The organism is Rhizobium brockwellii, assembly GCF_000769405.2.
GTDB classification, from domain to species: Bacteria; Pseudomonadota; Alphaproteobacteria; order Rhizobiales; family Rhizobiaceae; genus Rhizobium; species Rhizobium brockwellii.
In genome coordinates, this window is the sequence record NZ_CP053439.1 from 145,302 (window position 1) to 157,267 (window position 11,966).

The window sequence follows — 11,966 nt, forward strand, 5'->3', positions numbered from 1 at the left end:
TTGGTGCGCGGCAAGAGGCAATGGCGTTTCGATGCCGCACAGCGAATGTTTCAATCTCCACCGAGGAAACGATATGTCTGAAAATGACGTCGAAATGATCAAGCGCATCTATGCCAGCTTCAACGCCAGAGACATTGACGGTGTGCTTGCCGTGCTTTCCGATGATGTCACCTGGGCCAACGGCATGGATGGCGGCCACATCAATGGCCGTCAGGCCGTACGCGACTATTGGACACGCCAGTGGGCCGTCATCAGTCCACATGTCGAGCCGGTCGCATTTGCAGAAACCGAAGATGGTGCTGTCGCTGTCGAGGTGATCCAGTCGGTCTTTGACCTCGATGGCCGGCCGCTGGAGGGGCAGGCCCACGGACTGAAGGACAAGACCGTGATGCATATCTTCCGCATGGAAGGCGACAAGATCGTCCGTTTCGATATCCGGGATGCCCTGTAAGCTGGTACTCCCTATGCGGGATGTTGTGACGCGCCATTGTCAGGCCCGCCTTTCGGCCGTCGGGGGTCTGGCTTGTGCGTTCAATTCGCGTTTAGCCGGCGGTATCGGTTCAGAGCTTGCGCGCTTCCAGACGCCGCTTGTCGCGCTCGACATAGTCGGAGCCCAGCTCTGTCAGACGGAATTGCCGTTTTTGAAATTCCCCGCGGATCAAGATGAAGCCTTGCTCCTCGGCTTCGCTCAATGTCTTCAGGCTGGTGCCTTTAGGGGGAGACTGCCAAGCCAGGCCATCGGCGCTGTGCAGCAAGACCATGATCTTTAGAATTTTGTTTCTCCATGGCTGATGCATACAGCCGGGCTGCACCGCTTCAGCAATCCGCTTGTTCCGTATTCTCGATTTGGCGCCATCCAGGAGAAGCCCATTGATTTAAAAGGATTAATTTTGGCCAATCCGGAGTTTCGCAAAAGCTATTGTATAAAAGCTCCAATAGTCTTGGTCAATTCAATCACTCCGTCCCAACAAGTTTGGTCCTGCCTGGCGATTGGCCCGATGGCGCTTATTTCCATTGAATCCTGCCATCAGCGGCGCATAGTGCCGACGTTCCCGGCTTTGCCGGTTGAACGGATGGGGGAGCCGGTGCATGTCAGCAAATCTCGACGATATCCGTAACCAGCAACGTGAGACCTGGGACAAGTTTTCCGCCGGCTGGAAGAAATGGGACAGCTTGGTTCTCAACTGGCTCGCCCCGTTTGGTGACGCCATGCTCCGGCGCGCAAATCTCTCCAACGGTTTCAGCGTGCTCGACATAGCAGCTGGCACTGGCGAACCCGGCCTGACGGCGGCGGCGGCAATCCCCGAGGGTCATGTTGTCGTCACCGATCTCTCGGAAAATATGCTGACTGCTGCCGCCGAAAATGCGGCCAGACGTGGCCTCAAAAACTTCGAAACTCGCCTATGCGATGCGGGAACGTTGCCTTTTGCCGATGCCAGTTTCGACGCCGTCCTATGCCGGTTTGGGTTTATGTTCTTCCCTGATATCGCTGCCGCCGCCGGGGAGATGGCGCGCGTGGCAAAGCCCGGTGCGCGCGTCTGCGCCGCAGTCTGGAGCGTGCCTGCCAAAAATTCATGGGCGACCACGGTCATGGGTACGATCGCCCGCCACGTGGAAATGCCCTCGCCACCACCCGGCTCTCCGGGCCTGTTCCGCTGCGCGGGGGAAGGCATGATGGTCGAGACCTTCAGAGAGGCAGGCCTTCGCGATGTCGCCGAGGAAGAGGTGTCGGCGATGATGGTGCACGATACCCCCGAGCGTTACTGGGACTTCATGACCGAGATCGCCGCGCCTGTTGTCGCCGGACTATCCAGGGCAGATACGGCAACACGGGAGAAAATCCGCGCCGAGGTCCTGGAGCTAGCGCTCCAATCCGTCAGCAATGGCAAGGTTCACCTTCGCTCAACGGCAACCGTCATCACAGGCACGCGATAGCCTCAGAATCTCCTCGACAACGACCGTGAGCGGGGCTGCACTCCTCAGGCGCTGCGTGTCATAACATGATCCCGTATTGCCGCAGCACTTTCGAAAGGCGACATGAACGTCACATCCAAGGTCAGCGCGTGCTCGTGCGGGATATCAAGAACCACGGCCTGTTGGTTTCGTTGTCTTGAAGTCTCGACGTCGGTCGTTTTCAAATGGTCGCGCCGTGCGGGGGAGGAAACGCGACGCGCCAGTTCTTCTTCGGCACACAGCAATCTCACCGGAACAAACATCGCGGCGCGCTGTCCGGCGGCGTCAACGAACTGTTGGTACGTCCGCGCGCTCCGCTCATCGCCTTCGACACCGGCATGGGTGAAGATGAAATTCGCCGACGGGCCGCTATAGGCGGTGATCGCATCCAGGACGGCCTGCCGGACCCTGCCAGTGTACTCCCATATACCCTTAGGCAGCGGAGCAGTCCCCTCCTCGTCGAGGAGACGCAAGATCGGGTTGTTGAACCAATGATTATCAACGATCTTTGCTGAGATAAGCGAGCCGAGTTCTCTAGCGATTGTCAGCTTCCCGACGCCCGGGAACCCCAAGAGCAGCACGAAAACACTCATCGTCCGACAACTTTCCCAACACAATCCACCGCTGTCGAAACACAGCATGTCTGCGTTTCCACAAGCCGAACCGATTAATGCGAAGCGGCCTCGCTTGGAACCGCCGCCCCTTCGCGCTTCTGGCCATGACCGACCGGGATCAGCCAGGTGGTGAAGAAGGTCAGCACAGCGACGACGACCACGCCCCAGAAGCTCCAGTGCAGGGCCGCATTGAAGATCGAGCGGATCGCCGGATCGGCGGCGAGCACGGAGAGCCCGGTCGGCTGGTTCAGCGCCTCGTGCAGGCCGGCCGCCGCCTCGCCGCTCGCATAGTGGTTGATCCCGGCATTGAGGATGGCGCCGAGCACGGTGGCGCCGAGCGTATTGCCGAGGCTGCGGGAAAAGATGATCGAGGCCGTAGCGCTGCCGCGCATCGACCACTCGACACTGTCCTGCACCAGCACGATGCTGGTGAGGCTGATGAGACCCATGCCGAAGCCCATGAAGAAGGAGCCGGCGCCGGCAACGATCGGCGAGCTTTCCTGTGTCAGGAACAACAGGAAACAGGCACCAAAGGGAAACATCAGGCTGCCGACGCGCAAGGTACGCTGGATGCCGAAGGCCCTGTAGAAACGGCCGGAGAGAATCACCGCCAAGGGCCAGCCGACAACGAGCATGGTGAGCGTGAACCCCGCGACAAGAGGCGAGCGGCCGAGCACGCCTTGCACATAGAGCGGCAGGATTGTCGAAAGCCCGATCAGCGCCATGCCGGCCAGCAGCGTCGCCGCATTGCTGGTCGCAATCAGCCTCCGGCTCCAGAGCGGGATCGAGATGATCGGCTCCGGCGCCCGCTTCTCCTGGGCGAGAAAGAGCAGGCCCGCGATCACGAAGACGGCGAAAAGCGAAATCAGGATCCAGGCGCTGGCATCGGTTTCCGTCAGCATGACGAGCAGTGCGACGATCGAGATCGAAAACAGCACCGATCCGAGGTAATCGATCTTTGCCTGCTTGTGCGCCACGTCCTCCTTGAGGAAGATCATGAAGGCGATGATCGAGATGACGCCGATCGGCAGGTTGATCCAGAAGATCCAGGCCCAGGAGATGTTGTCGACGATGATGCCGCCGGCCAGCGGCCCGACGACAGCCGACGTCGCCCAGACGGTCGCCATCGCGCCCTGCACGCGGCCGCGCTCCTCGAGCTTGAAGAGATCGCCGATGATCGTCGTCGTCACCGGCTGGATGGCGCCGGCGCCCAGCCCCTGCAGCAGCCGGAACAGCACCAGCGACATCATCGACCAGGCAAGCCCGCAGAGCAAAGAGCCGACCAGGAAGATCAGGATGCCGCCGATCAGCACCGGCTTGCGCCCGAAAATGTCGGAAAGCTTGCCGTAGATGACCGTCGTCGTCGACTGCGCCAGCAGGAAGGCCGAAAACACCCAACTGTAATAGGAAAAGCCGCCGAGCTCCCCGACGATGCGCGGCATCGCGGTCGCCACGATCGTCGCCTCGATCGCCACCATGAAGGTCGCGAGCATGATGGTGGCGACGATAAGCACACGGTTCGAGCGTTGCGCTGCATTCGACATGACGATCCTCTTCGGGTGCTCCGCAGATGCCGGAAATATCGGCAGGCTGGCGAGATGTGGGGCGATGCGCCGCTTGCGGAGTGATGCCCGCTCTTTTACGTCCTCAGGGCTGAACGGTAAAGCAGTCCGCGACCGGTTTCTGTCGGCAGCCATTGTTTTCGCGTGATGTCAGGGAAGTTTCGGCCGAAAGCGCAGGCCCGGCGCCATTCCGCTCCGGGCCCTTCATTCTGTCAGGAAGGCGAACAATCACCTCATCCTCATTGCGGGCATGCCTCGCCCTGCGAGCCGGTATCCGCGCTTCCGCTGGTGCAACCCGGCGTTTGCTGCAGGTTGGGATTGACCCCGCCGGGATTGATCGTGCTGCGGCCGCTATTGAGATTGACGCCGCCATTGCCGGTGGTGCTGCCGGTGGTGCCGGAATCGGTGCCGACAGACCCTGTGCCTGTTGCACCGCCGCCGACAGACCCAGTGCCAGCCGACCCGGCCCCGGCGGAACCGGCGCCCGAACTCCCCGATCCGCCTATAATCGGTGCCACCGAAAGCCGCCCATTGGCATCCGCACCCCCGGCCGTCTGCGCCAGCGCCGGGCCGGCCAGGCCGATCGAAAGCAGTGATATCGCGATGAACTTGCAGGACATGATTTTCTCCATGCTTGTTGTCTCACGGGAGGAAACCGGCACGGGGGTGGCATTGTTCCTGTCGGGGTTGCGGTTTTCACGGCCGTTTGATTGGGGCAGATAATGGCGCTTGGGGGGACTACTGGACCTGTATCTCCATGATGGGCAGAGAATCGGGCTGTCGAGGCTCGAAACTTTGTTTAAAGGCCAGATCGGCCGCAGCGTCCGAATTGGTTGGATCGTGCTTGCTAAGCAGATCGACGCGCGTCCTCGTGTGTATCTGAATCATCCACACGCGTCGCTGTCAGCTTGTATCCAAGAGCTGCGGCAACACCGATAAGCGTCGAGAGTTTTGGGTCGCCTTTTTCACTGAGAGATTTGTACAGAGCCTCGCGGGTAACGCCGGCATCCCGGGCGACTTGTGACATGCCACGAGCTTTCGCAACAACGCCCAATGCGTGCGCAATATAACCTGCGTCACCGCTTTCAAACGCATCTTCAATGAGATGGGTCTGAGATTCCTCGGTATCCAGAAACTCGGTTGCGTCAAAAGGGATGATTTCAAGCGCCATCTCATATCTCCTTGGACATTTCGATTGCTCGCTTGATGTCCCGCTCCTGGCTGCCCTTGTCGCCCCCGCACAGGAGAATAACGACAACGCTGCCCTGCATTGCAAAATACAAACGATACCCAGGACCGTAGTCGAGCCTCAATTCCCCGATGCCATCGAAGAATTTGTGGTCTCCCAAATTGCCAGCCTCCGCACGAACGATGCGCGCAACAATTCGGTCTCTCGCATTCCGGTCCTTCAGCTTACGTAGCCATTTCTGGAATTCGACTGTCTGGAGAACCGTGTATTTCTGTGAACTATAGTTAACACCCTCCCGCGAGTAGTCAACTTTTTGTTGACCGGAGTGCTGAGACGGCCCTCCTGTCATTCGTCATCCATCAAGAGAAACTCCCGCGCCGCCTGAGGGCAGAGGAGCTTGAACTGCTTGATCAGCGGCGGCATGCCTGAGGCGCACGACACATCTGCGTCCTCTGGTAATGGAAAAGTGACACGCAGCGGTTCTCCACGAGGAGGAACGAAGGAAAGGGTGCCTTCGATGCAATTGGCGGTGGAGCGGTAGGTGTCTTTCCCATTCGCTTTTGTATACGTCGCCACGCACTGCTTTACAGTAAGTTTGCCGCCATGGGCTGTTGTCTCCCATCCTGGGTCTCGCTTGCAATATTCCTGGAAGTCGGCCCGAGTGACCTTTCCTTCCATAACTGCAGTGCTTGAATCGATGCCGGTCTTGCTGACAAGCGTTCCATTCCATCCGGCACAGGAGGCGAGAGGGAAGTCTGCTGCCTGTGCAGCGGAAAAGCTAAATGTGAAAAGCGCGATGCTTAAAAGCGATGTCCTCATAGATCCTCCTAATCGCAAACCTGCTCTCGTTCGATAGATATCGGTCGCGCATATGTAGGTGAAGGGCAGCCCAACCGCCTTGAGTGAAATAGCGCTCAAGCTGTTGAGGCTTTGCCTGCCGAATGGCCAAAGGTGGACGCAGAATTTTAAGAGAGGCTTAAAATGCGGGGTTTCAGCACGCGATGAAAGAAAAATGGTGCCGCTTGCAGGACTCGAACCTGCGACCCCATCATTACGAATGATGTGCTCTACCACCTGAGCTAAAGCGGCCCCTCACGGCCGAAGCATGCGGCCTGCGATTTGCATGGCGCTGATACAGCCATTGTTGGAAGATTTCAAGCACCCTGTCATGGCTTTGGCAAAAAAGAGGGGAGGGACGGCAAGGGCGCCTCAGAGCGCCAGCCGGGTGCGCGCCGCCTTGTATTCGGCCTCCAGCCGGTCGACGAGTTTGGCCACCGGCTCGACCGCCTTGATGGCGCTGATGCCCTGGCCGCTGCCCCATATGTCCTTCCAGGCCTTGGCGCCGCCGACGGCCTGCTCGAAATCCATCTTCGAGACATCGGCTAAGGGGAGATTGTCGGGGTCCATGCCGGCCGCCACGATCGAGGGTTTGAGATAGTTGCCGTGCACGCCGGTGAAATAGTTGGAATAGACGATATCGCTGGCGGCCCCTTCGACGATCGCCTGCTTGTAGGCGTCCGCGGCGCGCGCCTCTTCAGTGGCGATGAAGGGCGAGCCGATATAGGCCATGTCGGCGCCCATCGCTTCTGCGGCAAGGATGGCGCCGCCCGTGGCGATGGCGCCGGCGAGCAGCAGCGGCCCGTCGAACCATTCACGGATTTCCTGGACGAGCGCAAAAGGAGAAAGCGTGCCGGCATGGCCGCCGGCGCCGGCCGCCACCGCGATCAGCCCGTCGGCGCCCTTGCGGATCGCCGAATGGGCATGGCGGTTATTGATTATGTCATGCAGCACGATGCCGCCATAGGAATGCACGGCGGCATTGACCTCCGGCACGGCGCCGAGCGAGGAGATGACGATCGGCACCTTGTATTTGACGCAGAGCGAGAGGTCATGCTCCAGCCGCTTGTTCGACATGTGGACGATCTGGTTGACGGCAAAGGGCGCGGCCGGCCGGTCCGGATGGGCGGCGTCGTGGCGGGCAAGCTCCTCGGTAATCTCCGCCAGCCATTCGTCGAGCTGGCTTTCCGGCCGGGCGTTCAGCGCCGGAAATGCTCCGACGATGCCCGCCTTGCATTGCGCCAGCGTCAGCGCCGGGTGCGAGATGATGAACAGCGGCGAGCCGATGACCGGCAGTCTCAATCTGTCCTTGAGGATCGGGGGCAGGGCCATGGGTCACCACTTCCATTGACGTTTACGAAAACGTCAATCTCATAACAGAGATGAAAAGGCGATAAAAGAGCGGCTGCCATGCCTTCGTCGATTTCAGCCCGAATATATACGTCCGAGAAAGCTAATAGAATAAGGCCCGCAAGCGGTGAAACCTGCCGATATCCCCGCCGATCGATGGCCGCCACCCTCGCAAGGCTTGCGGTTTGCCGCACTTGACGCTACCGAATTTTGATGGAGAACGGCGGGGATTGCAGTCCGATGCCGAATTCAAGGTGAAGGACTGAATGTGAGCGGATTAGAAACGGCCATCAGAACGGCGCTCGAGAATTCCGATCGCGATAATCCGGAGGTTCGAGCGAGGATCTATCAGTCGGCCCGCCAGGCGCTGGAAGCCGGCCTGCGCAAGCAGGATATCACCGACACCGAAGTCGTCGCCCATCACCGCCACCGCCTGGAAAGCACCATCCACGCCATCGAAGGCGAGGAGCGCGACCGCCTTCACCCCCGCCAGAGGCCGCCTGAAGTACCCGTGCCGCCGGTCGTGGAAATGCCGGCGCCGCCGGTTCACCAGGCCGAAGCCGATGAGTTCGATGGCCCGATGGTGTCAGGCGAGACCCGCGCACCTGAGGTTATGCACCGCGGCGACGAGTCCAGCCTCGACGACGTGCATGCCGGCAATACAGATCATCTGGCCGCCGCCCCCGTCGGCGAGGAGCGGCTTGCCCGCGGTCAGCGCGCCACCAATATGGATTTCCGCCCGGAGCGGGCCGCAGGCCGTCGCAAGCCGCGCAAATTCTTTTCGAGGCTGCTCGTCTGGTGCGTGCTGCTGGCCTTCATCGGCATCGGCGCCTGGTGGGCGCATACGTCGGGCCTATTGATGTCGGCGGCCGAGCGCGACACCAGCGTCGCCAATCCGCCGGCAAGCACCCAGCCGGAGGATTTTACCGGCAATGACGACAGCGCCGGGAATGCGGGTTCTCACACCGATGAGCCGGTGACCATCGATCCGCAGAACAGTTTCTCGGCCGATTGGATCCCGCTGTTCAAGCCTGAGGACGCCGACAAGATCCAGAGCGGCCCGCGGGCGCGCACCGAGAAAATCGCCGAGAATGACGGTCCCGCTGTCCGGCTGATTTCCGAAAGCGGTGCGGCCGATGGCAATGTCTCGATCAGCGTGCCGCCATCGGTGCTGCAGCAGCTGGCCGGCAAATCCTCGACGATCGCGCTGACGCTGCAGTCCACCACCGACGAGCCGACCCAGATCACCGTCGAGTGCAATTTCCAGACGCTCGGCAATTGCGCCCGCCATCGCTTCACCGTCACCCGGGAAAAGTCGGATGCGCTGCTGCAGGTGAAGTTCGACCGCTCGCTGGCGCCGAATTCGCCGGGCACGCTGACGATCAACAGCGATCTCGACGGCAAGGCGCGCGGCATCAACCTCTTCGCCATCCGCATCCTGCCGGGGCAGTGATCCCGGTCCCGGTGGAGCCGGTGGCCCGGTCCCGGCAGAGCCGGTGGCCCCGGCTTCGATTGCGGGCCAGCCTGTTCGGAAAGCCCTATTTCAGGAAGCCTAGCCCTGAGCCGATGATCTCCTCGTCGACCGTTCCCAGCACTTTTTTGTCCTTACCGTCATAATCCATCTTGTTCAGCATGTGGCGGATGAGCTCAAGGCGCGCCCGCCGCTTGTCATTGGCGCGGATCACCGTCCAGGGCGCGAAATCCGTATGGGTTTCCTTCAGCATCCGGTTGCGCTTGTCGCTGTAGTCGTCCCATTTGGTCAGGGCGGCGATGTCCATCGACGACAGTTTCCAGACTTTCAGCGGATCGTGCCGGCGGTCGTGGAAACGCTTGAGCTGCATCTCGCGGCCGATATCGAGATAGAATTTGAAGAAGAAGATGCCCTCATGGGCGATGATCTTTTCGAGCTGCGGCGTCTGCTTGAGGAAATCCTCATATTGCTGCGGCGTGCAGAAACCCATGACAGGCTCGACGCCGGCGCGGTTGTACCAGGAGCGGTCGAACAGCACGAATTCGCCAGCGGTCGGAAACTGCGCCACATAACGCTGGAAATACCATTGCCCCTGTTCGCGCTCGGTCGGCTTGGTCAGTGCCACGACGCGGGCAAGGCGCGGGTTCATACGCGCCGAAGAGGCCGAGATCGTGCCGCCCTTGCCGGCCGCATCGCGGCCCTCGAACAGCGCCATCACCCGCTTGCCGGTCGCCTGCAGCCAGAACTGCACCTTGACGAGTTCGATCTGCAGCTTCTCCAGCTCCTCCAGATAGTCCTCTTCCTTGAGCTTCTTCTTGTAAGGGAAGTCGCCGGATTCCAGCGCGTGCTCGTCCACCCAGTTCGGCAGGGCGGGGTCGTCGACATCGAAGGTGCGTTTCTTGCCGCGGATCTCCAGCTCCACGGCCCTGTTTTCGACGTCCTCGTCCATATCAGCCTCCTCAGCCCGATCGCTTCTCGTCCTCCAAGCGAACATATTTACCGTTGAAAATCAAATCTCTCGCGGCCGGCCGGCAATTTTTCATGGGTTTCGGCTGCTGCCTTTCGCTTGGGACGCGGCAACCCGAAAACTTCTGTCATGAATTGCCGCTATCAGGCAGAGTTCAATATAACGAAAAACGAATCGACGCCGCGAGGGCACTTGCCAGACGAAACTCCATGGAGAAAAAGCCTGTTGGCGCGCATAAGGCGCGAACGGCCGGTGCTGCTTGCGGCGATCCTCAGCGCGCTCGCCGCGCTTGCCGCCGGCATGAACAAGTGGGTTGTGCTCGCCCTGCTGCTTGTGATGATCCTCACCGCGCTCTTCAATGAGGCGCCCGTCATCGAGGCAGAACCCGCCCTGCCGGTGGAAATCAAGCCGGAGGCGCCGCCAAGCCGCCTGCCGGAAGTTTCCGCCACACTTTCGGGCCTCGATATCCCCGTCATGCTGCTGTCGGAAGACGCCTCGGTGCTCTTCCAGAACCGCGCTGCCGAAAAGGCCTTCGGCGAGGTGGCGCTCGGCGCCCATATATCGGCCCGTATGCGTTCGCCCGGCGTGCTCGACATGGTGCGCGAAACCATCGCCACCAACGCGCCGAACCAGATCGAGCATTCCGAGCGGCTGCCCTCCGAGCGCGTCTATATCGTGCGCAGCGCCCCCATTGAATTCGCCGCTGAGGACGGTCCGCGTGAGCGCTATTTCATCCTCTCCTTCCGCGATATATCTGAGGTCCGCCGCATCGACCGCATGCGCTCGGATTTCGTCGCCAATGCCAGCCATGAGCTGCGCACGCCGCTTGCCTCGCTGCGCGGCTTCATCGAGACCATCCAGGGACCGGCGAAGAACGATCTGAAGGCGCAGGCGCGTTTCCTCAACATCATGCTCGATCAGGCGACGCGCATGAGCAGGCTGGTCGACGACCTGCTGTCGCTCTCCCGCCTGGAGCTGAAATCGCACATCGCGCCGGATGAGAAGATCGATCTGGTGCCGCTGCTCGGCCATGTCAGGGATTCGCTGGTGCCACTGGCAAAGGACGTCGGCGTCGACATCAACCTGCATTTGCCGGAAGGCAAGGTCGAGGTGCTGGGAGACCGCGACGAACTTGTCCAGGTCTTCGAGAACCTGATGGAAAATGCCTGTAAATACGGCCAGGAGGGCGAGGTCGTCGACGTCTGGGTGAAGAACGGCGCCGGCCAGCCGGTCGAGGTCAGCATCGTCGACAAGGGGCCGGGCATTCCGGCCGAGCATGTGCCGCGCCTGACCGAGCGCTTCTACCGCGTCAGCATCGAGGACAGCCGCTCGAAAAAGGGCACCGGCCTCGGCCTTGCCATCGTCAAACACATCCTCACCCGCCACCGGGCGCGACTGATCGTCAAGTCGGAAGTCGGCAAGGGCACCGATTTTACGGTGCGCTTCTGACGTATGTGTCGCGTGAGGAACGGAGAGGCTGCCGCAAATCTCTTCTCCCCTCGGGGAGAAGGTGCCGGCAGGCGGATAAGGGGGCCACACCGCACACCCTCACGTAAAACCTATTCCGCAACAGCTGCCCAAGGGCCTGACGATGGTCGAGACGACGTCTGCACGGTTGCATGGGTCATAGGAAAGACCGGCTTCGCTGGCCCCCCTCATCCGCCCTCCGGGCACCTTCTCCCCGAGGGGAGAAGAGGGAGTCGAGACGCTGCGGCATGTCCCTTAGCCCCGCGAGCGGAGAGAAGGTGGCGGCCGCAAGCGGAAAGTGCCCGCAACCGATCGCCTATCTGTCGTCAATTTTACAACGCGAGGTGGATTGACCGCCGAGCTTTGCCGGTCGCCCGACACGATCGATCGGTCGATTTAAAAAATAACATTACCAATCAACAGCTTAACCTGTCACAAATGTTTCATCGCTTTGACATAAAAGGACGGTGCTTACAGCGCTAAGAGAGTCTCGCCGATGAAAAAAGGCAATGCGAGGGCCTCTCTAAGGCCGCACTCACACAAGCCCAATGCCGGG

General features: G+C 60.6%; 13 protein-coding genes and 1 tRNA gene. 4 read left to right on the top strand and 10 right to left on the bottom strand.

Annotation, left to right across the window (positions count from 1 at the left end):
* Positions 1–73 precede the first annotated feature (73 nt).
* Entirely contained in the window at positions 74–451 is a 378-nt protein-coding gene (locus RLCC275e_RS00720; protein WP_033181484.1) for a nuclear transport factor 2 family protein, read from the top strand.
* A gap of 109 nt (positions 452–560) precedes the next feature.
* Here RLCC275e_RS00720 and RLCC275e_RS00725 read toward each other — a convergent pair whose 3' ends face one another.
* Positions 561–761 (bottom strand): hypothetical protein, encoded by a 201-nt coding sequence (locus RLCC275e_RS00725; RefSeq protein ID WP_033181485.1) that lies wholly within the window; start codon positions 759–761, stop codon positions 561–563.
* A 328-nt stretch (positions 762–1,089) separates the two neighbouring features.
* Between RLCC275e_RS00725 and RLCC275e_RS00730 the strand changes: the two genes are divergently transcribed.
* Entirely contained in the window at positions 1,090–1,935 is an 846-nt protein-coding gene (locus RLCC275e_RS00730) for a class I SAM-dependent methyltransferase (RefSeq protein WP_033181486.1), read from the top strand.
* Positions 1,936–1,979: 44 nt separating this feature from the next.
* Here the strand turns inward: RLCC275e_RS00730 and RLCC275e_RS00735 are convergent, their stop codons facing one another.
* From RLCC275e_RS00735 to RLCC275e_RS00770, 8 genes are all read right to left on the bottom strand, one after another.
* The gene (locus tag RLCC275e_RS00735) at positions 1,980–2,546 is read right to left on the bottom strand and encodes a phosphotransferase-like protein (RefSeq protein WP_033181487.1); all 567 of its coding nucleotides are present in this window, start codon (positions 2,544–2,546) and stop codon (positions 1,980–1,982) included.
* Between the two features lie 74 nt (positions 2,547–2,620).
* Positions 2,621–4,111, bottom strand: coding sequence for an MDR family MFS transporter (locus RLCC275e_RS00740; RefSeq protein ID WP_033181488.1), 1,491 nt, complete (start codon positions 4,109–4,111; stop codon positions 2,621–2,623).
* A 257-nt stretch (positions 4,112–4,368) separates the two neighbouring features.
* Entirely contained in the window at positions 4,369–4,749 is a 381-nt protein-coding gene (locus RLCC275e_RS00745; RefSeq protein ID WP_033181489.1) for a hypothetical protein, read from the bottom strand.
* A gap of 227 nt (positions 4,750–4,976) precedes the next feature.
* Entirely contained in the window at positions 4,977–5,300 is a 324-nt protein-coding gene (locus tag RLCC275e_RS00750; RefSeq protein WP_003556187.1) for an addiction module antidote protein, read from the bottom strand.
* A gap of 1 nt (position 5,301) precedes the next feature.
* Positions 5,302–5,667, bottom strand: a complete 366-nt coding sequence (locus RLCC275e_RS00755; RefSeq protein ID WP_033181490.1) for a type II toxin-antitoxin system RelE/ParE family toxin — start codon at positions 5,665–5,667, stop codon at positions 5,302–5,304.
* Positions 5,664–6,137: a hypothetical protein gene (locus RLCC275e_RS00760; RefSeq protein ID WP_033181491.1), complete on the bottom strand. Its 474-nt coding sequence runs from the start codon at positions 6,135–6,137 to the stop codon at positions 5,664–5,666. The genes RLCC275e_RS00755 and RLCC275e_RS00760 overlap by 4 nt, the downstream gene beginning before the upstream one ends.
* Positions 6,138–6,331: 194 nt before the next feature.
* Positions 6,332–6,407 (bottom strand) — tRNA-Thr (locus tag RLCC275e_RS00765).
* A 120-nt stretch (positions 6,408–6,527) separates the two neighbouring features.
* Complete coding sequence (locus RLCC275e_RS00770; RefSeq protein ID WP_033181492.1) at positions 6,528–7,487, bottom strand: NAD(P)H-dependent flavin oxidoreductase; 960 nt, start codon at positions 7,485–7,487, stop codon at positions 6,528–6,530.
* A 286-nt stretch (positions 7,488–7,773) separates the two neighbouring features.
* Between RLCC275e_RS00770 and RLCC275e_RS00775 the strand changes: the two genes are divergently transcribed.
* Positions 7,774–8,958 carry a hypothetical protein gene (locus RLCC275e_RS00775; RefSeq protein ID WP_033181493.1) on the top strand — a complete coding sequence of 395 codons (1,185 nt, stop codon included), beginning with the start codon at positions 7,774–7,776 and terminating at the stop codon, positions 8,956–8,958.
* Between the two features lie 85 nt (positions 8,959–9,043).
* Here RLCC275e_RS00775 and ppk2 read toward each other — a convergent pair whose 3' ends face one another.
* Positions 9,044–9,925, bottom strand: coding sequence for a polyphosphate kinase 2 (gene ppk2, locus RLCC275e_RS00780; RefSeq protein ID WP_033181494.1), 882 nt, complete (start codon positions 9,923–9,925; stop codon positions 9,044–9,046).
* A gap of 243 nt (positions 9,926–10,168) precedes the next feature.
* Here ppk2 and phoR point away from each other — a divergent pair, with 243 nt between their 5' ends.
* On the top strand, positions 10,169–11,392 hold the full coding sequence (phoR, locus tag RLCC275e_RS00785; RefSeq protein WP_033181495.1) for a phosphate regulon sensor histidine kinase PhoR: 1,224 nt from the start codon (positions 10,169–10,171) through the stop codon (positions 11,390–11,392).
* Positions 11,393–11,966 lie beyond the last annotated feature (574 nt).